A 22357-nucleotide genomic window follows, 5' to 3' on the forward strand; every position below is an offset into this window, starting at 1 on the left:
TTCGGGCACCTTCTCCCGCGGGCGGGAGAAGGGATAGCGAAGTCGCCTCAGCGCTTTAGCTCCTCTGCCGCTTGCGGAGTGAGGGGCCGGCCTTGCGAGCCATCGGCTTGAGCGGCACCGAACGCCCGATCGCGGTGCGGTCGGGCTGGGGTGCGGATCGTCGCAGCAAGCGCGCAGCCGCACGCGTTGCCCTCATCCGTTCCCGGGCGCTTTCTCGGCTTTGCGGTTCCTGCGGCCGCCGCAAGCGGGAGCAGCGAGTCGCAAGCGCCGCCATCAAGAACCCAAAAACAAAAAGCCCGGCGAGATGCCGGGCTTTTTGTTGCGATACGGCCGGTACCGATCAGAGGTTCTGATCGACCACCGTTACCTTCATGCGCTTGCGCTGCGCGGCGACCAGCGCCTTGATGTCGTCGGCGCCGCTGATCTGCGCCAGCTGGGTCTGCATCTGCTCGCGCTGCGGCGGCGGGACCTGGGCCAGGTCGCCCGGGGTGACCTTGCTGACCGCGAACAGCACCGCGCGGCCGTCCGGCAGCATCGCCCTGCCCGGGGTGACCTTGCCGGCCGCGGGCGGCGCGACCGCGAACACGGCCTCGCTCACGCTGGGGTCCGGAATCGGCGCGCCGCGCGGCAGGTTCGGGATCGCGTGCGGCGCCGGCAACTGCTTGGAGGTCGCCACCGCTTCCAGGGTTTCGCCGCCACGCAGACGCGCCAGCAGCGCGTCGGCGTCCTTGGTCGCGGCCTTGGTGGCGCGATCGGCGCGCACCGCGGCGATCACCTGATCGCGCACCTGCGCCAGCGGCTGCGAGCGTTCCGGCGTATGCGCGGTCACCCGGATCAGCACGCTGTGGCCGGGCGCGATCTCGATCGGATCGCTGACCGTGCCGTTCTGGATCAGGCTGTCGGAGAACGCCGAGCGCAGCAGCGTGGCGTTCGCGGCCAGGCCCTGGGCGCCGTTGCGCGCGCCGTTGCGCGTGAGCGGGCCCAGCTTCTGCACCGGCAGCTTCATCTCGCGCGCGGCCGGCGCCAGCGAGGACGGGTTCTTGTAGACCAGATCGACCAGGCGGCCGGTGAAATCGCTGACCGCGCGCTCGTTGTCGGCCTCGGTCTGCTCGCGCAGCAGCGCTTCGCGCGCCTGCTCGTAGGTTTCCTGCTGGCCGGCCTTGATCTCGCGCACCTGGATCACGTGCCAGCCGAAGTCGGTCTTGATCGGACCCACGATCGCGCCCTGCGGCGCGGCGAACAACGCCTGTTCGAACGGCGCCACCATCATGCCCTTGTTGACCCAGCCCAGGTCGCCGCCGCCGGCCTTGGAGCCGGTGTCGTCGCTGTTGGCGCGCGCGAGCGCGGCGAAGTCGGCGCCGGCGGCCTTGGCCTGCGCGGTCAACTGGGTCGCCTTCTGCTCAGCGGCTTTCTGCGCCGCAGCGTCGGCGCCGTCGGCCACGCGCACCAGGATGTGCGAGGCCAGACGCTGTTCCTGGGCGACGAAACGGCTCTTTTCCTGCTCGTAGCGCTTGCGCAGGGTGTCCTCGTCGGCCGGTGCCGGCGGCGGCACGCTGGCCGCATTCACTTCCACGTATTCCAGGGTCACGGTTTCCGGCGCGCGGTAATCGGCGCTGTGGCCCTGATACCACGCCTGCATTTCGGCGGCGCTGACCGCGCCGGTGTCGGGCGCCGGCTGCGGCAGCATCACCAGGCCGACGTCGCGGGTCTCGCCCATCAGGCGGATCAGGCGGTCCATCTCGGCCGAGGTCACGAACTCGCTCTCGACCAGGCCGCCGGCCAGCAGCGACTGCTGCAGCGACTGGCGCACGGTTTCCTGGAACTGGGTCGGGGTCTGCGGCGGCACCTGCGAGGCCAGGGCCAGGCGGTAGCGGTCGAGATTGAACTTGCCGTCGACCTGGAACGCCGGCACTTCGGCCAGGGTCTTCTTGACCAGCGCGTCGCTGACCACCAGGCCTTCGCTCTTGGACGCCAGTTCCTGCACGCGGCGATCGATCAGTTGGTCCAGGATCGCCAGCTTGTTTTCCTTGCTCTCGAAATCGCGCGCATCGAAGGCCTCGCCTTCGGCCGCGCGGCGGCGCTGGCGCTCCTGTTCGAAAGCGGTGCGGAAATCGGTGGAGTCGATCTTCTCGTGCTGCCACAGCATCGACACCGGCCACCACGACGGCGCGCTCTGCCAGTACGAGGGCGGCACATCGATATGCGCGACCGAGGTATCGGTGCGCGCGCCCATGTACTGCTCGATGCCGACGAAGGCGAAGGGAATGATCAGCAGGCCGAGGATCGCGGTGGCGATCCAGCCGGAAGTCTTGTCGCGAAGTTTCTGCAGCATATCCGGGTCGCGTAGGTCGTAAGCCGGACAGTTTAGCGCGCTTGGGGCCGGGCGCGCGGGCCGGGCGGCCCAGGCGGGGCCGCCGGGGGTGGGCCGGGACGAAACCGCGAACGGCGTCGGAGAAACCGGGCCGGGGCCCGGTTCCCGCGGCGCAGGCAAAAAAGAAGGCGCCGTTTCCGGCGCCTTCGGCAAAACTGGCGGAGTGGACGGGACTCGAACCCGCGACCTCCGGCGTGACAGGCCAGCATTCTAACCGACTGAACTACCACTCCGCTGTTTGAACCCTGGAAACTCGGGCCGACGATTCTACCGCTATGCAACAAAATCGAGGGCTCTCACTTATATAAAAACAAAAGCGCCGTTTCCGGCGCTTTTGGCGAAACTGGCGGAGTGGACGGGACTCGAACCCGCGACCTCCGGCGTGACAGGCCAGCATTCTAACCGACTGAACTACCACTCCGCACTTTTGAAACTTTGGCCTTACGCCTCGCGGCGCTACCGTTTCCGGCGGGCGGCTTAGCAGTAGGGCCAGTCTGATCTGGTGGGTGCTGAGGGTTTCGAACCCCCGACCCTCTCCGTGTAAAGGAGACGCTCTACCGCTGAGCTAAGCACCCGAGCGAGTCGCTTAGTTTACAGCATCCTTCAGCGCCTTGCCAGCCTTGAACGCCGGGTTCTTCGAGGCCTTGATCTTGATGGTGGCGCCGGTCTTCGGGTTGCGGCCCTGGCGCGCGGCGCGCTTGCGGACCTGGAACGTACCGAAGCCCACGAGCGTGACGGTGTCGCCCTTCTTCAGCGCCTTCGTGATCACGCCGATAACGGCGTCGACGGCGTTGGCTGCGTCGGTCTTGGACAGCTCGGCAGCATCGGCGACGGCGCTGATGAATTCACCCTTGTTCATTCTTTGGACTCCCTGTGCGGTGTTACCGCGTGTTCTGAGAATCGGCGTGGCGCGCTGCGCGAGCGGGCCACGCCGATCGAGTTTGCCGCGCCTACTGCGTCTTTTGGCAGCTTTCGCGCGGTTGCGGTCGTTATACCAGCGGCATTTTGGGGGTGCAAGCCTGAAAGCTAATAACGACGGGCCTTCCAGCCGATTCGATCGCTTTCCGACCAACGGAATCCGTCAATGCTTGACGTCCGGCTGAGGCGATGCTTGTCCGCCATCGCGCACCGGAACTTCACCCGGACCGGCCACCGGCGTAGGCGTCACCGGACGCTCCAGCGCGATGTCCAGAACCTCGTCGATCCAACGCGCGGGCACGATCTTCAAACCTTGCGTCACGCTCTTGGGCAGATCGGCGAGATCCTTCTTGTTCTCGTCCGGAATGATCACGGTGCGGATGCCGCCGCGCAGTGCAGCCAGCAGCTTTTCCTTGAGCCCGCCGATCGGCAGCACGCGTCCGCGCAGGGTGATTTCGCCGGTCATGGCGACGTCGGCCTTGACCGGATTCTTGGTCAGCATCGACACCAGCGCGGTGGCCATGCCGATGCCGGCGCTGGGGCCGTCCTTGGGCGTGGCGCCCTCGGGCACGTGCACGTGCACGTCGTGCTTCTGCAGGAATTCCACGTCGATGCCCAGGCGTTCGGCGCGCGCGCGCACCACCGACAAGGCGGCCGAGGCCGATTCCTTCATCACGTCGCCGAGCTGGCCGGTCAGCAGCAGCTGGCCCTTGCCCGGCACCAGGGTGGCTTCGACCTGCAGCAGGTCGCCGCCGACTTCGGTCCAGGCCAGGCCGGTGACCAGGCCGACCTCGTTCTGTTCCTCGGCGCGGCCGTAATCGAAGCGGCGCACGCCCAGGTATTTGTCGAGATTCTTCGAGCCGACGTTGACCGAACCGTCCTTGCTCTTCTTCGCCTTGGGGCCGGCCAGGGCGATTTCCTTGACCACCTTGCGGCAGATCTTGGAGATCTCGCGCTCGAGGTTGCGCACGCCCGATTCGCGCGTGTAGTAACGCACGATGTCGCGCACCGCCGATTCGGCGATCTTGATCTCGTCGGCCTTCAGGCCGTTGGCCTTGATCTGCTTGGGCAGCAGATAGCGCATGGCGATGTTGAGCTTCTCCTCCTCGGTGTAACCCGGGATCCGGATCACTTCCATGCGGTCCAGCAGCGGACCGGGGATGTTCAGCGAGTTGGAGGTGGCGACGAACATCACCTCGCTCAGGTCCAGATCGACCTCGAGGTAGTGATCGTTGAAGGAATTGTTCTGCTCGGGGTCCAGCACCTCCAGCAGCGCCGAGGACGGATCGCCGCGGAAGTCCATCGACATCTTGTCGATCTCGTCCAGCACGAACAGCGGGTTCTTGCTGCCGACCTTGTTGAGGTTCTGCACGATCCGGCCCGGCATCGAACCTACGTAGGTGCGGCGATGGCCGCGGATCTCGGCCTCGTCGCGCACGCCGCCCAGCGACATGCGCACGAACTTGCGGTTCGTGGCCTTGGCGATGCTCTGGCCCAGCGAGGTCTTGCCCACGCCCGGCGGGCCGACCAGGCACAGGATCGCGCCCTTCATGTTCTTCACGCGGGTCTGCACCGCGAGGTACTCGAGGATGCGTTCCTTGACCTTCTCCAGGCCGAAATGGTCGGCGTCGAGCACGTCCTGCGCGGCCTTGAGGTCCTTGCGCACCTTGCTGCGCTTCTTCCACGGCACGCCCAGCAGCCAATCCAGATAATTGCGCACCACCGCGGCCTCGGCCGACATCGGCGACATCTGCTTGAGCTTGTTGAGCTCGTTGCGGGCCTTGGTCTCGACCGGCTTGGGCATGCCGGCTTCGGCGATCTTGCGGGTGAGCTCGTCGATGTCGTTGGGCGCGTCGTCGATCTCGCCCAGCTCCTTCTGGATCGCCTTCATCTGCTCGTTGAGGTAGTACTCGCGCTGGCTCTTCTCCATCTGCGACTTGACCCGGCCGCGGATGCGCTTCTCGAGCTGCTGCACGTCGATTTCGCCGTCGACCAGGCCGACCAGCTGCTCCAGGCGCGCGCCCACGGCGTGCGTCTCCAGCAGCTTCTGCTTGTCGCCGATGCGCACGCCCAGGTGGGCGGCGATGGTGTCGGCCAGGCGGCCGGGCTCGTCGATGCCCGACAGGGTCTGCATCAGCTCCGGCGGCAGCTTGCGGTTGGTCTTCACGTACTGCTCGAACAGGGTCATCAGCGAGCGCGCGATCGCCTCGATCTCGCGCTCCTCGCGGTCGATCGCGGGCTCGACCACGTGGGCCTGGCCGGCCAGGGCGCCATCGCGCTCGGCCACGGCGTCGACCTCGACGCGCGACACGCCCTCGACCAACACCTTGATGGTGCCGTCGGGCAGTTTCAGCAGTTGCAGCACATGCGCCAGGGTGCCGATCGAGTACAGGTCCTCGGCGCCGGGATCGTCGGTCTCGGCCGACTTCTGGGCGACCAGCAGGATGCGCTTATCGGACTCCATCGCCAGGTCGAGGGCGCGAATCGATTTGTCGCGGCCGACGAACAGCGGGATGACCATGTGCGGGAACACGACGACGTCGCGCAGCGGCAGCACCGGCAGATCCAGCACGTCGCGTTCGGTGGGTTCGGTCATGACAGCTCCGGGGGGAGAAAACACTTAAAAAATACTGGAAATCCGGCAGGTGAAACCGGACGCCTTCGACGGCGTCCCCGGCCGGGATCGCGGGCGATGCAGCCCCTTGCGACGGTTATGGGGGCCTGCGCCATAGGATGCAAGCGGCCCGCGCTTCGCAGCGCGGGCCGTGCAGAAAAACCGTCATGGAATCAGCCGGTTACAGCCGATATGCGACGCCCGTTCGGGAACGTCGCTGGGGCCGCGTTCAGTCCGCGGCGGCGACCTTGGGCGCGGCGGCCGGCGGGGTCTGGTAAATCAGATACGGCTCGGACTTGTGATCGATCACCGACTCGTCCACCACCACCTTGCTGACGTTCTCCAGCGAGGGCAGTTCGTACATGGTGTCCAGCAGCACCGACTCGACGATGGTACGCAGGCCGCGCGCGCCGGTCTTGCGCTTGAGCGCCTTGCGCGCGATCGCGGTGAGCGCGTCGGCGCGGAACTCCAGCTCGACGTTCTCCATCTCGAACAGCTTCTTGAACTGCTTGGTGATCGCGTTCTTGGGCTCGGTCAGGATGGTGACCAGGGCCTGCTCGTCCAGCTCCTCCAGGGTCGCGACCACCGGCAGGCGGCCGACGAACTCGGGGATCAGGCCGAACTTGATCAGATCCTCGGGCTCGACCTCGGCCAGGATCTTGCCGACCTCGACCTTGCGCTCGCTGCTCTTGACCTTGGCGCCGAAGCCGATGCCGCCGGCCTCGGTGCTGCGCTGCTGGATGATCTTGTCCAGGCCCGCGAACGCGCCGCCGACCACGAACAGGATGTTGCGGGTATCGACCTGCAGGAACTCCTGCTGCGGGTGCTTGCGTCCGCCCTGCGGCGGCACGCTGGCGACCGTGCCTTCGATCAGCTTCAGCAGGGCCTGCTGCACGCCTTCGCCCGACACGTCGCGGGTGATCGAGGGGTTGTCGCTCTTGCGCGAGATCTTGTCGATCTCGTCGATGTAGACGATGCCCTGCTGCGCCTTCTCGACGTCGTAGTCGCACTTCTGCAGCAGCTTCTGGATGATGTTTTCCACGTCCTCGCCGACATAGCCGGCCTCGGTCAGCGTGGTCGCATCGGCGATCGTGAACGGCACGTTGAGCAGGCGCGCCAGGGTTTCGGCCAACAGGGTCTTGCCCGAGCCGGTCGGGCCGACCAGCAGGATGTTGGACTTGGCGAGCTCGACGTCGTCGTTCTTCTGACGGCTCTCGATGCGCTTGTAATGGTTGTACACGGCCACCGCGAGGGTGCGCTTGGCGCGCTGCTGGCCGATCACGTACTGGTCCAGCACCTCGAGGATTTCGCGCGGCTTGGGCAGGTGGCTGCGCGCCGACTGCGCCTTCTCCTCGAGCTCCTCGCGGATGATGTCGTTGCAGAGCTCGACGCACTCATCGCAGATGAACACGCTCGGGCCCGCGATCAGCTTGCGGACCTCGTGCTGGCTTTTGCCGCAGAACGAGCAATAGAGAATCTTGCTGCTATCGCCGGTGCTGCGTCCCTGTCGATCGTCGCTCATGCTTTTGCCCAAATGGTGCGGTGTTCTCGGAGCGCGCCCGATCGGGCCGCGTCCGGAGTTACGTGGTGCGTTGTCGGCCCGAGGATAACACAGCGCTCCGGCCCGTCCCCGGGCCGGTCGCCATGTCCATTGCCTGCCGAAAACAGGAGTTCGATCAACGGCTTGCGCGCGGGCTTGGCCCGGCCTCAGGCGGCCTGGATCGAGTCTTCCGGACGCCGCTCGAGCACCTGGTCGACCAGACCGTACTCGCGCGCAGCCTCGGCGCTCTTGAAGTTGTCGCGCTCGGTGTCGCGCGCGATGGTCTCGATCGGCTGGCCGGTGTGCTTGGCCAGGACCTCGTTCAGGCGCTGACGCAGGGTCAGGATCTCGCGTGCCTGGATCTCGATGTCGGTGGCCTGGCCCTGCGAGCCGCCGGAGGGCTGGTGGATCATCACCCGCGAATTCGGCAGCGCGTAGCGCTTGCCCTTGGCGCCGGCGGCGAGCAGCAACGCGCCCATGCTGGCGGCCTGGCCGATGCAGATCGTGCTCACGTCGGGCTTGATGTACTGCATGGTGTCGTAGATCGCCATGCCCGCGGTGACCACGCCGCCCGGCGAGTTGATGTAAAAGCTGATGTCCTTCTCGGGGTTCTCGGCCTCGAGGAACAGCATCTGGGCGACGATGACGTTGGCGACATGATCGTCGACGCCGCCGACCAGGAAGATCACCCGCTCCTTGAGCAGGCGCGAATAGATGTCGTACGCGCGCTCGCCGCGGCTGGTCTGTTCGACCACCATCGGCACGAGGTTCAGGGCTTGGATTCGGTTGTCCATCTCGACGGCACCTATGGCTGACGTTGAATGCTTTGCAGAGCCTTCGGCGGTGCCGAAGGTTCCCGGTTAGGCCCAACTTGGGGCCTGCCGGGCCTCTACGCAAGGGCGTCCTGGGTTCGGGACGCCGGCCTGGCGCGTTCGCTTCCTGCGGGATCGTCGCCCGGACTTACTGGCGGATCGCTTCGCTGAACGAGAGCGGCTGCTCGGTGTGCTGGGCGCGCTCGGCGATCCAGTCGATCACCTGCTCTTCCATCACCCGGCCCTGCAGGCTGTTCATCAGCTGCGGGTCGTTGCGGTACAGCTCGATCACCTGCTGCGGTTCCTCGTAGGTCGAGGCGATCAGCTTCAGGGTCTCGTTGACGCGACGCGGGTCCAGCATCAGCTGGTTGCGGCGCGCGATCTCGCCGACCAGCAGGCCGACCAGCACGCGCTTCTGGGCGCTGTCCATGAAGGTCAGGTAGGCGTCGGCCGGGGCTTCGATGTTGCGGCCCTGGCGGCGCGCCTGCTCGACGGTCTGGCGGGCCATGTCGCGGGCCTCGCCCTCGACCAGCTTCGGCGGCATTTCCACGTGCTGGTAGGCGGCGATCAGCTGCTCGCCCACTTCGCGGCGCAGACGGGTCATCAGCGCGCCCTTGAGCTCGCGCTCCAGGTTGCTGCGGATGTCGGAGCGGAACTGCTCCGCGTCGCCGCTCTTGATGCCGAAGCTCTTGATGAAGGCCGCGTCCACGTCCGGCAGCACCGCTTCGGAAACCGCGGTGGCCTTGAGGTGAACCTCGACCGTGCGGCCGGCGAACTGCGGCACGCGCCATTCGGCCGGGAACTCGATCGGGGCGACCTTCTCGTCGCCGGCCTTGAGGCCGACCAGCGCTTCTTCGATAGCCGGGAACATCGCGCCCGAACCGATCACGGTCGCGCCGCGCTCCACGCCCTCGGCGGGGATGCGCTCGTCGCCGACCTGCGACCAGGTCTCGATCTCGACCGCGTCGCCGGTGGCGGCCGCGCGCTCGATAGGGTTCCAGCTGCGGCGCTGCAGGCGCAGGTTCTCGATCATCGCGTCGATGTCGGCGTCGGCCACCTCGGAGGTGTTGCGCACGACATTGAGCTTGGCGACGTCGATGTCGCCGAAATCCGGGACCACTTCGAAGGTGGCCACGTAGGCCAGCTCGCCGCCCTCGGCGGCCGCCGGCTCGATCATCGGGTTACCGGCGATCTGCAGCGACTCCTGGCGCACGGCATTGCTGAAGCCTTCGCGCAGCAGGCCGTCGAGCACTTCGGCGCGGACCTGCTCGCCGAAACGCTGCTCGATCACCTTGGCCGGCACCTTGCCGGGACGGAAACCCTTGATCTTGGCGCCGCGCGCGATTTCGCGCAGGCGACCGCCGACCTGGCTCTCGAGGCGATCCGCCGGGAGACTGAAGGTCAGACGGCGTTCCAGATTACCCAGCGATTCGACCGAAACTTGCATATCCACTCCTGCTACCGCGACGGCCCGTCGCGGCACGATGTTGAAGACCTGTCCGACCGCTGGCCGGGTCTAGGCCCTCCAGCGGAACTTACTAGTTTCGCCGATTACGGGCCGCGCTGCCAGCCGGGCGTCCGAAGGGCGCCCGCCGGCACGGATCGTACGGGTGCGGCTCAGCGCAGGATGCGACGGAAGGTCAGGTTTATCCGCGGCCCGCAGGGCCGGGCCAGCTTGGCCACCCCATGCAGCCAATGGCGCTGGGTCTGGCCGCGCATCAGCAGCAGGCTGCCGGAGTCCAGGGGGATGCGCACCGGCGCGACCGCGCTGGGCGGCGCCCCGCGCGCGAGGCGGCGCTTCATCACGAACACCCGGCGCTCGCCCAGGCTCAACGAGGCGATGGTCGGGCGCGGGCCCAGCTCGGGCTCGTCGTCGGCGTGAAAGCCCATGCCGTCGCGGTGATCGCGGTAGTAGTTGAGCAGGACGCTGTTGAATTCGGCTGCGCTGGCGCGCTCCACCCGCTGTTTCAGGTCGGCCAGCAGGGGCGTCCAGGGGCGCGGCCGCAGGTGCAGGCCTGAATAGGTGTAGGCGGCATCGGCATCGCCGTACCAGGCGCTCAGGCGCGGTTGCGCGACCTCGCGCCCGAACACCACGATGCGCTCGGCGCGCCAGGGCACCTCCGCGATCAGCTCGGCCAGCACCTCGGCGTCGGGCCGGCCCAGGTCCAGGCGCGCGAGCAGCGCCACGTCGGCGCCGTCCATCGTCAGGGTCTGGAAACCGTCGGCCGGGGCGAACAGGTCCTGCATGCGCGGTGGGCGCTCCTTGTAGCCGGCGCCGGGGCTGGTGCGAAAGGCGGGACTCGAACCCGCACGGGGGTTACCCGCTGGAACCTAAATCCAGTGCGTCTACCAATTCCGCCACTTTCGCGTTCGCGCCGACCCGCAAGCGCGGGCCGGGCATTCTAGGCGCGCGGCGGCGCCTTGCGCAAAGCGGCCGCGCGCGGCGCGTGCCCGACGCTCAGTCCTCGGCCTGAATCGGAGGCGCGGGCACGGGCGCGGAGCCGTAGACCTCCTCGATCGCCGCGACCTTGCCGTCCTTGATCGTGATCAGCGTGGTCTTGCCGTCGCGGTAATACTCGAAACGCTCGCCGACCTCGGCGCCGCGTTTGTTCTCGATCTTCTTGATCCGGCTGGGCGCGCCGGCGACCTGATAGACCTGCCCCACCCCATCGCCGGTCACGAGCACCCGGTTGCCGAACGCGACCGTGTCGGCGGCCCAAACCGGCGTCGACAAAGCCAACCCCACCACCAGTCCCCACCCTAGCTTGCGCATGACCGCCCTCCTCTTCCGTGGATGCTGTCAGGCTACCCACACCACCCTAGCGCGGGCTTAACCGCTGCCCGCGATGCGACGAACCGGTGTGCGGGCCCAGCGCTCCGGACTAGCGGGCCTCGGCCGCCTCTGCCTGCTTCATTTCCCGGTATCGCCTCAGGCGCGACTCGCTCGCGATCGCGGCGACCGCTTAGGTCAGCGGCTGCGGAACACCGTGATGCGGTCGCTCGGCGGCCGCGCGTCGCCCGCAAGCCAAGGCTCGGCGGCGACTACCGCGGTGCAGGGCCCCAGCGTGCAGACGCGGATCGCGCGCGATCGCGCCTGCCGTGCGATCGCGTCCAGCATCTGGCGCAGGATCGTGCCGGTGAACGGCGTGTACAGATAGAAGACCGTCGCGTGGCTCAGATCGACCGCGCGCGCATCCGCGCAGGCGAACGTGGCGCGCGTCAGCCCCAGCTCGGCGGCGCAGGCTTGCGCACTGGCCACATACGCCGGTTCGATCTCCACGCCGTGCGCGCGCGCCTCGGTGCAGGCCGCGACCAGCAGCGGCACATGGCCGAGGCCGGCGCCGAGGTCGATCAGTACGTCGTCCGCGCTCAACGGCAGGCGTCGCAGCAGGTCGAACACATGCCGCGCCGGCGTGGGCTGATAGAACACCATCTCCTCCGCCAGCGCGCCGATCTCGTCGCCGGGCTCAGGCAGGCGCAGCACGCCGCTGACGAGTTCGTCGAGGGGGTCGTAGTGCTCGCCGCTCGCGGTTGCGGTGGCGAAATCGCGCTCGGCCCAGTCCAGCAGCTCGGCGCCGCCGCCGTCGCGCAGGGTCTCGCGCAGACGCTCGCACAGCGCGCGGTCCAGCGCTTCCAGGCGCAGCCGCAGGGCTTGCGCTCGCGCGCGCTCAGGCTCGTCGCCGCCGCCAAGATCGGCAGCGCGTTCCAGGCGGTCCAGGGCCTGCGCACGCTCGCGCAGCGCCTGCGGATCCAGCAGGGTCGGATCCCGCTCCAGGGTGTCCAGCAAGGCGTGCAATGCGGTCATCGAACGGCGGATGCGGTGGGATCGCGAAGCCTAAAGGATGGCGGCGTCGCCGCGCGCCTGCCGCACGCACCTAGGCGCGGCCCGCACAGGCCTCGATCCGCACGCGCTCGCTCGGATCGCCCGAACGCGTCGTCATCAGCGGCCGCTCGGCGGCGCTATGCCAGGCCACGCGCGGCCACCACGGCGCGATGGCCGCGCTGCGTCCGGGTTCCAGCATCTGCCCAGGGCGAGGCGTCAGCACCTGGATGTCGCCGCAGCGTGCGGCGGCCAGGACCCGCTCCACCGGTTCGGTCCAGGCGTGATTGGCTTGCTGGATCAGCGCCCAATGCACCGGAATCAGCGCCTTGCCGCGGACCAGCCGATGCGCCTCCACCGCCAGCTCCGGCCCCAGGTGGGTGTCCGGCCAGTGCGTGTCGTACTGCCCGGCCTCGATCAGGGTCGCGTCGAAGGGGCCGAGGCGCTCGCCGATCAACGCCAGCTGATCGTGGAAGCCGGTGTCGCCGGAGTACCAGACGCGATGGCGCGCGCCCGCGATCGCATAGCCCGCCCACAAGGTCTGATTGGACTGGCCCAGGAACCGACCGGACTTGTGGCGCGCCGGCGTCGCGGTCAGCTCCAATCCGCGCACGCGCGCCGACTGCCACCAATCCAGTTCGACGATGCGATGTTCGGGGATGCCCCAGCGCGCCAGATGCGCGCCGACGCCCAGCGGCACCACGAATATCGTGCGCCAGCCCCGCATGGCCTGGACGGTGGCGCGATCCAGATGATCGTAGTGGTCGTGCGAGATCAGCACCGCGTCGATGTCCGGCAACTGCTCCAAAGCCACAGGCGGACGGAACCACGGCTGCGGGCCGGCCCAGCTCAGCGGCGAGATGCGGTCGCTCCACACCGGATCGATCAACACGTTGCCGCCGTCGATCTGGATCAGCGCGGAGGCATGGCCGAACCAGGTGATGCGCAAGCCCGACGCCGGCGGCCGCGCCAGTTCGGCGGCCGAGGGACGAACGACGGCGACGGCGCCGTCGGGCTGCGCGGCGGGCGTGGCCGGACCGAACAGCAGACGTCGCCACGCGCCGTCGGTATCGGCCCACAGCGGCTGCGGATTGCGGAACTGCGTTCCGTCCCATTGCGCCGACGCCTGCGCGCGGATCAGGCGCGCGCCTGCGGGCTTGGCGCCGAACGAGGCGCAGCCGCTGATCAGCGCGGCGGCCAGCAGGGCCAACAGCAGACCGCCCGCGCCCACGCCCAGCCATGCGCCCCACTTCAGCCAGCGACGTCGGCCGCGCGCGGCGGACGCGCCCTGCGCGGTGGTCCTAGCCATTGGACGCACCTCCCGACCCGGCGTTGGCGTCGGTCGCGGCCTGCGCCGTCCAACCTCGGATCGTGCGGTTATCGAACAAGTCCTGCGCGGCGCCATGCTTGGCCACGTCGAGCAAGCATTGCGCCAAGCGGTCGCAGTCGACGCTGTAGTCCTGGCTGAACAACGACACCAGAGCGCCGATCGGCGCGAACCACCGGCCCGGATCCTTGCGCGCCACGCTGCGCGCGGTCGGCCGGATGTAGCCCGGCCGGAAACGGTAGATCTCGCCGCCCAGTTCGCCCAGCTTGCGTTCGGTGCGGCCCTTGATGCGCGCGTACAGCGCGGAGGCGCGTTCGTCCGGATCGGCGCTGCGCCCGCTGACGAAGCAGAACCGGATGCGCGGATCGACGCCCCGCATCGCCTTGGCCGCGGCCAGCGCGTAGTCCAGGGTGATCCGCACATACTGCGCCTGCGGCACCTGGGTCTGCGAAACGCCCAGGCACCAGATGCAGGCGTCGGCGCGCAACAGATCGACGGGGATCGTCTGATAGTCGGTGAAATCGCTGAGCACCGCCTCGATCAGTTTCGGATGCGCGCGGCCGAGCGTGCGCCGCGTCAGCACCACCACCCGTTCGATGGCGGGATCGGCCAACGCCTGCCGCAGCACCTCGCTGCCCACGAAGCCGGTGGCGCCGGTCAGGATCAATCTCATACCGCCTCCGCCGCCAGCAGGCTTTGCGCGCAATCCACGACGGTGTCGCGCGCCGGCCGCGGCCGGTAGCCGAGCACGCGCTGCGCCTTGTCCGAACGGTAGATGTGGCGGCGGCCCAGCATCGGCAGCAGCTGCCTCATCTCGGGGACGAAGTTCGCGCCGATTCTGACCAGCCAGTTCGGCAGACGGCGCGTGGGCACCTTCGCGGCGCGCTCGCCCAGGCGCGCGCGCAGGGTCTGCGCGATCTCGCGCATCCACAGGAATTCGCCGGCGGCGATGAAGCGCTGCCCGGCGGCCTGCGGCGCGGTCATCGCATCGACATGCACCCGGGCCAGGTCGCGCACGTCGACCACGCAGAAGCCGACATTGGGGATGCCCGGCATCCTGCCCTGCAGCTGGCGCTGGATCAGCGCGACCGAGCCCAGGTTCTCGGCGGTCAGCACCGGGCCGAAAATCGCGCTGGGCAGCACCGTGGTCAGCTCGGTCGCGCCCGCGTGCGTGGCCATGTAATCCCAGGCCGCACGCTCGGCCAGGATTTTCGACAGCCGATACGCGTTGAGGTCCGGGTCCTGTTCGCTGGCCCACACGGTCTCGTCGTTGTCGGTGTCGCCGCTCTGCAGCCCCTGATTGACCGCGGCGCAGGACGAGGTCATCACCACCCGCCTCACCCCGGCCGCGCGCGCGGCGCCGAGCACGCGCAGAGTGCCTTCTCGCGCCGGCGCGATCAGCGCCTGCGGATCGTTCGAGGACGCCGTCGTCATCGGCGAAGCGACGTGCAGCACGTAGTCGCAACCGGCGGCGGCCGCGTCCCAGCCTTCGTCGCGGGTCAGATCGGCGATGGCGAATGCGAGCCGGTCGCCGGGATCGACCTGTCGGCGGACGGCGGCGCGCACCGCCGCTTCCTTGGCTGGGCTGCGCACGGTGGCGCGCACGCGGTAGCCGCGCTGCAGCAGTTCGACGATGCACCAGCCGGCGACGAAGCCGGTGCCGCCGGTGACCAGGACGGTTTCGTTCACGTAAGCGCTCCACCCCGTCCTGCCGGATCCGCTCCGGCCTCCCGAACGGGCGATGTCTACAAATGTATACATCGCTTGTGGCGACTTGTCTACACATGTAGACTCAAGCCATGAAAACGCCCCGCCCCCAGCCCGCACCCGTGCCTGAAACGGCCCCCGTCCGCCGCCGCGACGCCGCCGCCACCCGCGCCGCGATCCTGGCCTCGGCGCGCCGCGCCTTCGCCACCTCGGGCTACGACGGCGCCGGCGTACGCGAAATCGCCGCGGGCGCCGGAGTCACCGCCATGCTGGTCAACCGCTACTTCGGCTCCAAACAGCAGTTGTTCGCCGAAGTGACCGAACAGACCATGACCCAGGGCAGCCTGATCGCCAGCGGCATCATGGATGCGCCCAACCCCGGCCACGCCCTGGCCAGCGCACTGGTGAAAATGACCCGCGCCGATGCGGTGCCGCTGGACGGCTTCCTGATTTCGTTCCACTCCGCCTCCAGCCCGGATGCGGCGCGCATCGGCCGCGAGAAGGTCGAAGAACACCATTGGCAGACCGTGACCCGCGCATTGCGCGGCGAACTGACCGGCGAACGCGCGGCCCTGCTGCTGTCGGTGATTTCCGGCTTCCAGGTGATGCGCCAGATGATGGGGCTGTCGGCCCTGGCCAACGCCAAGGAAAGCGAACTGACCGACCTGCTTGCGCGCGTGTTCGACTGCCTGATCGAGCCCGACCAGACGCCGGGCAAGTAACCGCGGTCGGCGCTGTGCCCGCGGACCGCGTGCGCTCCCGCGCGGCCGCCCAACCGACGCCCGCGGATGGGCCGGGAAGAAGAAGCGCCGCGCTTATCGGGTGCTGGCGGTCGTGGCTTTCGCGTCGCGGCCGATCACGGCCTCGCTCGTTTTCGAGACCTGGCCCGGATGCCACGACAGCGTCCAGCGGTAGCGGCCCGGTTCCGGGCAGGGATTGCTGGCTGCACGTTCTATCGAGCGCTTGCAGATCGGCGAATCGCGGAGGACATCGAAGGTGACGTGGATGCGGTCGCCGACGATCGCCAAGGCACGCACCTCGCCGGGCACGTGCAAGGACGCATTCCATGCGTATCCGCTCTGGCGGCCACGTCGCTTCAGATCCGCCATGTAGTCGTTATCGAGCGAACTGGGACGCCAGAACGAATCGTCCTTTCGCATCGGCGTCATTACGATAATGTCGTTCTCGCAGTCGAAGTTCGCACCGAGGCAGGTCGCCGTCTGCAGATAAACGACCTCGTCCACGCCGTTGCGATCGAAGTCCGCGATCTGGACGTGGCGCGCCGCATAGTCGAACTGGATGTCGTCGCCCGCCTGGGCCTCCGCCGAGATATTGGCCGCGCGCACCGCCCCGCGGCTATCGATGGCGCCCGCGACGCCGCTGAACCCCATGACCAGTGCGGCAACGGCCGCGATTCCTTGCAGCTTAGGCATGACACCTTCCTTGTCCGTCGTAGCGGCATTCTAGGACGGCTACGCGAGCGCTAGGCACCGGTTCGGCGCGCGACCGCACCGCCCGCCACAGGGCGCCAGACTTCGCATGCCTCGTATGGGTAGACGCCTTGTCCGTTGTGGCGGCCTAGCGCCTCCGGCTCGGCCGCCCTGGATGGCCAAACGCCGCCAGGCCGGACCGCCCAGGCTAGCGCTCAGTTTCCGGAATGGTCGCCGCGGCGAAGGGCGCCAACACCGTCCAGCCCAGATTGGCGTAGAGGCCGCGGCCGTCCGCCGTGGCCACCAGCAGGGGCCGGTTCGCAAGGGATGTTCGCGCGGCGCCCAGCGCGCTCATGACCGCGATGCCCAATCCTTTGCGCCGGTGATCCGGGTCGGTTTCGATCCGATCGTAGATGAAGACCTCCGCGGTCTCCGCCGCGCAGCCGCTGGCGGCCAGGCCGCCATCCGGCGCCAGGACGCAGGCGCGGGTGACCGGGCCGGTGCGATGGAGTTCCATCCGGTAGCCATCCGGCAGGGGTTTGGGATCTGGGCCGACGGCCACCGCCGTCATGAAATAGTTCGCCGGCTGCAGCTCCCAGCGTGCCGGCAGCGCGCTGCGCAGCGCTTCGTCGGTGCCGCACAGCTTCAAGTAATGGCGCGGCGCCGTAAGTTCGTGCGCGAGTTCCCGCAGACCATCGCACAACTGCGGGAATACCCAGCGCCGGGTTTCCTTTTCCGAGTGGGTATCCACCCGATAGCCCCCGCGATCGCGCACCGGGGCCGGGGCCCCTCGGGCGATGGAATGCGCTGTCTGCCAGGCGAAAACGAGTTCGGGGTCGATAAGGGACAAGGGGGTAACCGATCGTAGGTGGCGCCCGCACGATGCATGCTTCGCGAAGGGCTGTGTAGCGCGGACGCATTGGCCGCTTACGCTTGCAAGTCCGCAACTAGAGCATCGGACCGTCTCAAGGCCTAAGACGGCAGCCATGGAGCCGCCAAGCCGCGCGGCGACTTCGGCCACGTCACGCTGTCAGGCCGGCATGCCGGCACTGATCAGTGCGTGGAACGCGATGCCCATGCTGATGGACAGCAGCCACAGCGCCGCGCCCTCGAAGATCCCCTCGATCCGCTTCGCGCCTTTCTGGGAATAGCCGACCCGTTCGCGCGTACGCAACAGCTCATGCCCCTGCCTGATCCGATCCATCAGCGAGAACTGCACGAAGAAGGCCATTAGGGCCGACAGGAACATGAGCGCGGCCGCGACCATGATCTTGATGAAGAATTTCTTGTCGCCGTCGACGAACTGGACCAAAGCGATCAGGCCGGCGGCAGCGGTCATGGCGATCGTGCCCAGGTGCTTGAGGTAGTCGAAAGACAGCGTAACGGCCGTGTCCAGGCTGACCTGCGGCACCGGCTCCTGCGGAGGGTGTTCCATTCGAATTCCGAACTCCTGTCCTTCTGTCTGACTATCGCGCTGCCGAATCACGCCGCTTCCGCGTTCTTAAGCAATGCCCCCTAGGACCGGAGCGCCTCGGTATCGGCACCGCTCATGGCCCCGCCCCCAAGGCCACTATCGGCCAGAAGAAGCGGATCCTCAACCGCAAGCCCAGCTACTCCGGCAAATTCGAACTAATCAGCTTCGCGGTCGCAAGCAGCTGGGCGGCAGAAACGCGGACCCGCTCCCGGCGCTGCGCATCTTCGCCGGGATCGTGCAGCGTCCCCTTCTGACGTCCGGCGCCATCGAAGGTAGCGAGTTGAGGCGGGCCTATGCCCCAATCGCTGCCGCGCTGCCGCGGCACGACGTGGAAATGGAAGTGCGGCGTCTCCTGCCCGCTGAAGACCCCGTTGTTTTGAAACGTGAGTATTCCGAGCGGCCGATACGCCCTGACCAACGCCTCCGCGACTCGCTTGGCCGCGGCCATGACCGCGCCGCATTCCGGGTCGGAAAGATCCAGCAGCGTCGCGACGTGCCTGCGTGTAATGACGCAACACTGGCCGACCTCGAACTGCCAGGGATTGATCACGGTGAGCGTATGTTCGCCCTCATCCACGACCGCCCATCGTTCTTCGCGCCCCGCCATCCCCTCGCACAGGTCGCAAGGGTCTCTGATCGGTAGTTCGATCAATTTCCTACTCCCATCCAGTCGGCGGATCGATGCAGGAACGATTGTAGTGCCGCGTTGCGGCTAGCAAGCTGTCTTTGAGACGGGCCCAGTCCGTCGCCTGCGCAGGCATCAGCGCAACGGCGCGCCTCACACCGCCAGTCCGGGATCGCCCTCCAATATCGTCTGCCGCATCCGCGGACGTTCGCCCGGCCGCCACAGCGACACCTCGTGGCGGACGCGATACCGCAAGGGCCCGCCGTCCGCGCCGGGGCTGCGCTCAAGGGGCCTGGGGATGCAGACGAAGTCGGTCGCCATCGTGCCGGCATCGACCCGCACGGTGGTGTAGCCGTGTCCGCCCATGTCGACGAAGGACAGATGCGGCGCCAGGTCGGGATTGCTCGCCGCATGCGCCTTGCGCAGGTCGCCGCTGCTGGCGAACTCCAGCGCCGAACGCACGCCGTGCTGCAACAGCAGGTTGACGGTGGGCTGCGGCGCCCCGTCGCCCGGGTTGGCGATGTACAGCGGGCGCAGCGGATTTTCCTTTTTCTGGTTGTGCTCGTTGGCTTCGGCCATGCCCGGGGCGGAGATCGAGCCGGTCACGAAGGTCACCCCCACCGGTTCGAACGCCGCAGGCGGCAAGGCCTTGGCCGCGTAGCCCGCCCAGAAGCTGTGGCGATCGCCGGACACGATGGCGAAACCGGTGATGCCGGCATCGCGCACCGCGTCGAAGATCTCGGCGCGTTCGTGGTAGGCGCAACCCCAGTCGCCGGTGGCCATGAGGGCAAAGCCCGCACCCTCGGGATACTTGCCCAGCGCGGCCGGCAGGTTCTGCGGATCGACGCGCCAGTCGGGGGTTCCCAGCGAATTGCCCCAGATCTTCCAGGTCGCCGTCGCGCCGCGCAGGCGCGCCAGGAACCAGGCCTTCTGCTTCGCCCCCAACATCGTCTGCGCGGCTTCGCCCACGCGGTAATTGGCCACGCTCTTGGCGCCGAACGACAGCTTCGCCGGCGGATGGCCGTCGGCGTAGTCGCGGCCGCCGTCGAGTTGCCGCATCAGCTCCTCGGGCACGAAGCCCAGCGTGTCGTCTTCGAACAGCGGATTGATTTCGTCGTGATTGCCCGGATCGCGCGAGCGGAAGCTGCGCTGGTCGGTCACCAGCAGGTCGATGTGCCGGCCCCAGCGCAAGCCGCGATACGCGATCAGGCTGTTGATCGCGGCCAGGTTGTTGGCTTCGGTGCCCAGCCCGTCATCGTCGAAATCATGGACCAGCGTGTCGACGACATTCGGCGCATCGAAGGCCTCCAGCGCGGCGCCCGGCGCTAACACGCGCGCCGGCTGATATTCGAACCAGGCCTGGTTAGCCGCGACCTTGAGCGTCTGCGCGGGCACCCAGCCCTCGCCGCCAGGGAATTCCTGGATCGACTGCCAGCCCTGCCAGGAGAATTCGTGGTTATCCCATATCGCCACGAACGGCCAGCGCGCACGCGCATCCTGGATGTCGGGGTCCTGCAGGTAGGCGTGGTAGAGGACGCGATAGTCCTGCAGCGAGTCCGGCACCCAGAAGCGGTTCCTGGCGACCGTCTTGCCCTTGGGAAACGTGATCGGAAACTTGATGAGACGGTCGTAGCGGTGGCCGTTCTTGACCTGGTCCGGGTACTGCACGACTTCGTAGACGAAATCGCCCAGGTGCAGCACGAAGCCGAGCCGGTCCGCGGGCGCGGCGCGCTCGTCTTCCCAGATCATCCGCCGATAAGCGTTCTGGGCCCCCTCGCAGATGGTCTGGCAACTGACGAAGGCAAAGCGCGCCGGGCGCGCATCGTCGGGCGCGGGCGCCGTCAGCGTCCGGCCGATCCGGCTGCCGTTGCCGTCCTCGTCGACGAAGCGGTACCAGTACTCGCCGGCCGGCGGCAGGTCGCCGACCAGCACGCGACAGGTCCAGTCGGCCTGGGCCAGCACCGGTGCCGTCGCGGTCGCGATCACGCGCGTGAACGCCGGGTCCTCCGCCACTTCGACCCGCAGGGTGGCGCGCTCGCGGCCATCGGCATAGGGCCGCCGCGTCCACAGCAGGACGCTGTGGTGATCGGGATCGCCCGAGGCGACGCCTTGCGGAAACAGGTCGCGACGCTCGCGCCAGCCGCTGGAGGAAGGACGCACCGTCGCGCAGCCCCAGGCCAGGGTCGCGCCCAACGCGGCGGCGAGCTTCAGAAACTTGCGACGGCTGAGTGTCGGCATGTCGGCCCACCGTTTGCGGTGTCGAGTCGGCGCAACGCTAGACCCGCAACCTGCGCAGGTGAGCGTGCCGGAAGTACCGCGGCGCGCGCCTGCCCCCCTCGAGAGGCGATGCGAGTCGGCTTCCGCGGCATGCGGGCGCTTGCATCCGGCAGGCCGCATGCGACCGCTTGTACCGGCGGTCGCCGCACTGCGATGGCAGCAAACGCCCTACAGGCCGAGCGCACCCGGTCTCGTTTCTCGCGCAGCGGAAAAGACAAAGCCCCGGCGTTTCAGCCAGGGCTTTCCGAATTGGTGGGCCGTCAAGGATTCGAACCTTGGACCTAATTTGATTAAGAGTCTCTTGAATTTTTCTTTAGGATCAATATCTTAAGTTAGCTCATTTTCCCGGCACTCGCCATTTAGAGGCGCGTTCTACAAGGATCGGAAGTCCCATTTTCCCGCGGTTTTCCGCGGGCGACGGCCTAGGAAATAGGCACGAACCGACGGCCCCGACTCACAGACTTCGGGAACTAAAGCTCGTCGTTCTCGATGTAGGGCCAACGAGCGCATTCCTCTGCGAAAGTTTCCCAACAACGCTCCAGGACCGCCCGATCTCCCACGAACATCGGCAGATCAAGGAATTCGAACTGGTCGAAATTTGGATGTGGCAGGACGTTGCCGGTACCCGAATAACAAAACCAACGCCCGACAAGGTCAGCAGTCTGGACCAGCAGCTTCAGAGCATCGAAGGCGTCGTTGAGCCCCCAATTTTCAAGCACACGGCCTGCTCTGCTGGCCTCCGTTGCCGCATGGACATGGCGAAGCGTTGCATGTTCCGCAACCCGGTCCAACTGCGCGAGGCGGGTCTCCAAACGGTCAAAGACCGATTCGGAAATTAGATCATCGGCCGAGCGAGCGGCCGACGATGTACCACTCAACCAATCGAACTCGACGTGCCGCCTCACGGAATCCTCATATCGCAATTCCAAGGGCACCCAGAACGGTCCGGACTGTCTGCGAGCGTACTCCTCATACCGCGCCTTCATGCTGACGTAGTCGTAACCGATCCCGGCGATATCCTCGACGAACACGCGTCTAGTTAAGCGCTCGCGGCACTTTCTGACATCTTTGACGATCGCGCGGAGGGAATTTACCCCCCGTCGCCCATCGAGCTCGTATTTGTCTAAGAGGCGGCGAATCGTCAAGAACGCCGATGTCCAATACCCAGTCGCGACGAGATCTAGCACGAGCACGTTGAGCTTCTTCCGCCCCGCATCGTCTTCCGGAGCTACACGCACTAACTCTACAATTGCGCTGAATGCAGCGTGATGCGACGCCAGCGCAACCAACAACGGAAGCACTGCCTGATCGTCCCCCTCAAACGCGGCCTTCCACGCTGCAATGTGTTGTCGCATTCGCCCTCCCCTTGCAAGTCGCGCCGCAGCCAGCGCAACGATCTTGCCACACCCGTAATTCGCACACGCATGGTCGACGCCCAGCCT

19 protein-coding genes and 5 tRNA genes are annotated in these 22357 nt (G+C 67.4%); 1 reads left to right on the plus strand and 23 read right to left on the minus strand.

The window, feature by feature from the left end:
* Positions 1-340: 340 nt before the first annotated feature.
* The 16 genes from BMZ45_RS09330 to BMZ45_RS09405 form a co-directional block, all read right to left on the minus strand.
* Complete coding sequence (locus BMZ45_RS09330) at positions 341-2332, minus strand: peptidylprolyl isomerase (RefSeq protein ID WP_091635442.1); 1992 nt, start codon at positions 2330-2332, stop codon at positions 341-343.
* Positions 2333-2527: 195 nt separating this feature from the next.
* A tRNA-Asp gene (locus tag BMZ45_RS09335) sits at positions 2528-2604 on the minus strand.
* 111 nt (positions 2605-2715) lie between these two features.
* Positions 2716-2792: transfer RNA gene (locus BMZ45_RS09340), tRNA-Asp, on the minus strand.
* Between the two features lie 79 nt (positions 2793-2871).
* Positions 2872-2946, minus strand: a tRNA-Val gene (locus BMZ45_RS09345).
* A gap of 11 nt (positions 2947-2957) precedes the next feature.
* A complete protein-coding gene (locus BMZ45_RS09350; RefSeq protein WP_056173345.1) occupies positions 2958-3230 on the minus strand; it encodes an HU family DNA-binding protein in 273 nt (90 codons plus the stop codon).
* 222 nt (positions 3231-3452) lie between these two features.
* Positions 3453-5885, minus strand: a complete 2433-nt coding sequence (gene lon / locus BMZ45_RS09355) for an endopeptidase La (RefSeq protein ID WP_091635445.1) — start codon at positions 5883-5885, stop codon at positions 3453-3455.
* 247 nt (positions 5886-6132) lie between these two features.
* The gene (gene clpX, locus BMZ45_RS09360; protein ID WP_091636370.1) at positions 6133-7425 is read right to left on the minus strand and encodes an ATP-dependent Clp protease ATP-binding subunit ClpX; all 1293 of its coding nucleotides are present in this window, start codon (positions 7423-7425) and stop codon (positions 6133-6135) included.
* Positions 7426-7610: 185 nt separating this feature from the next.
* A complete protein-coding gene (gene clpP / locus BMZ45_RS09365; RefSeq protein WP_056173335.1) occupies positions 7611-8237 on the minus strand; it encodes an ATP-dependent Clp endopeptidase proteolytic subunit ClpP in 627 nt (208 codons plus the stop codon).
* A gap of 166 nt (positions 8238-8403) precedes the next feature.
* Complete coding sequence (gene tig, locus BMZ45_RS09370; protein ID WP_091636373.1) at positions 8404-9702, minus strand: trigger factor; 1299 nt, start codon at positions 9700-9702, stop codon at positions 8404-8406.
* A 170-nt stretch (positions 9703-9872) separates the two neighbouring features.
* Positions 9873-10502 (minus strand): alpha-ketoglutarate-dependent dioxygenase AlkB family protein, encoded by a 630-nt coding sequence (locus BMZ45_RS09375; protein WP_091635448.1) that lies wholly within the window; start codon positions 10500-10502, stop codon positions 9873-9875.
* 35 nt (positions 10503-10537) lie between these two features.
* Positions 10538-10623, minus strand: a tRNA-Leu gene (locus BMZ45_RS09380).
* A 90-nt stretch (positions 10624-10713) separates the two neighbouring features.
* The gene (locus BMZ45_RS09385) at positions 10714-11028 is read right to left on the minus strand and encodes a DUF2845 domain-containing protein (protein ID WP_139215449.1); all 315 of its coding nucleotides are present in this window, start codon (positions 11026-11028) and stop codon (positions 10714-10716) included.
* Between the two features lie 195 nt (positions 11029-11223).
* Positions 11224-12060, minus strand: coding sequence for an SAM-dependent methyltransferase (locus BMZ45_RS09390; RefSeq protein WP_091635457.1), 837 nt, complete (start codon positions 12058-12060; stop codon positions 11224-11226).
* 70 nt (positions 12061-12130) lie between these two features.
* Positions 12131-13384: an MBL fold metallo-hydrolase gene (locus BMZ45_RS09395; RefSeq protein WP_091635460.1), complete on the minus strand. Its 1254-nt coding sequence runs from the start codon at positions 13382-13384 to the stop codon at positions 12131-12133.
* Positions 13377-14075, minus strand: coding sequence for an NAD-dependent epimerase/dehydratase family protein (locus BMZ45_RS09400; RefSeq protein WP_139215450.1), 699 nt, complete (start codon positions 14073-14075; stop codon positions 13377-13379). The genes BMZ45_RS09395 and BMZ45_RS09400 overlap by 8 nt, the downstream gene beginning before the upstream one ends.
* Positions 14072-15091: an SDR family oxidoreductase gene (locus BMZ45_RS09405; RefSeq protein ID WP_091635465.1), complete on the minus strand. Its 1020-nt coding sequence runs from the start codon at positions 15089-15091 to the stop codon at positions 14072-14074. Before BMZ45_RS09405 ends, BMZ45_RS09400 begins: the two co-directional genes overlap by 4 nt.
* A 140-nt stretch (positions 15092-15231) precedes the next feature.
* Between BMZ45_RS09405 and BMZ45_RS09410 the strand changes: the two genes are divergently transcribed.
* The gene (locus BMZ45_RS09410; protein ID WP_217643177.1) at positions 15232-15831 is read left to right on the plus strand and encodes a TetR/AcrR family transcriptional regulator; all 600 of its coding nucleotides are present in this window, start codon (positions 15232-15234) and stop codon (positions 15829-15831) included.
* Between the two features lie 93 nt (positions 15832-15924).
* Here BMZ45_RS09410 and BMZ45_RS09415 read toward each other — a convergent pair whose 3' ends face one another.
* The 7 genes from BMZ45_RS09415 to BMZ45_RS09440 form a co-directional block, all read right to left on the minus strand.
* Positions 15925-16542: a hypothetical protein gene (locus BMZ45_RS09415; protein ID WP_139215451.1), complete on the minus strand. Its 618-nt coding sequence runs from the start codon at positions 16540-16542 to the stop codon at positions 15925-15927.
* A 205-nt stretch (positions 16543-16747) separates the two neighbouring features.
* The gene (locus tag BMZ45_RS09420) at positions 16748-17290 is read right to left on the minus strand and encodes a GNAT family N-acetyltransferase (protein WP_217643178.1); all 543 of its coding nucleotides are present in this window, start codon (positions 17288-17290) and stop codon (positions 16748-16750) included.
* Between the two features lie 279 nt (positions 17291-17569).
* Positions 17570-17974, minus strand: coding sequence for a hypothetical protein (locus tag BMZ45_RS09425; protein WP_091635477.1), 405 nt, complete (start codon positions 17972-17974; stop codon positions 17570-17572).
* A gap of 175 nt (positions 17975-18149) precedes the next feature.
* The gene (locus tag BMZ45_RS09430) at positions 18150-18665 is read right to left on the minus strand and encodes an HIT family protein (protein WP_091635480.1); all 516 of its coding nucleotides are present in this window, start codon (positions 18663-18665) and stop codon (positions 18150-18152) included.
* A 126-nt stretch (positions 18666-18791) separates the two neighbouring features.
* Positions 18792-20876 (minus strand): alkaline phosphatase D family protein, encoded by a 2085-nt coding sequence (locus tag BMZ45_RS09435; protein ID WP_091635484.1) that lies wholly within the window; start codon positions 20874-20876, stop codon positions 18792-18794.
* 289 nt (positions 20877-21165) lie between these two features.
* A tRNA-Ser gene (locus BMZ45_RS21630) sits at positions 21166-21262 on the minus strand.
* 123 nt (positions 21263-21385) lie between these two features.
* Positions 21386-22270 (minus strand): hypothetical protein, encoded by an 885-nt coding sequence (locus BMZ45_RS09440; RefSeq protein ID WP_091635487.1) that lies wholly within the window; start codon positions 22268-22270, stop codon positions 21386-21388.
* Positions 22271-22357 lie beyond the last annotated feature (87 nt).

Origin of the sequence: Lysobacter sp. cf310 (genome assembly GCF_900114355.1) — a bacterium.
Taxonomy (GTDB): domain Bacteria; phylum Pseudomonadota; class Gammaproteobacteria; order Xanthomonadales; family Xanthomonadaceae; genus Lysobacter.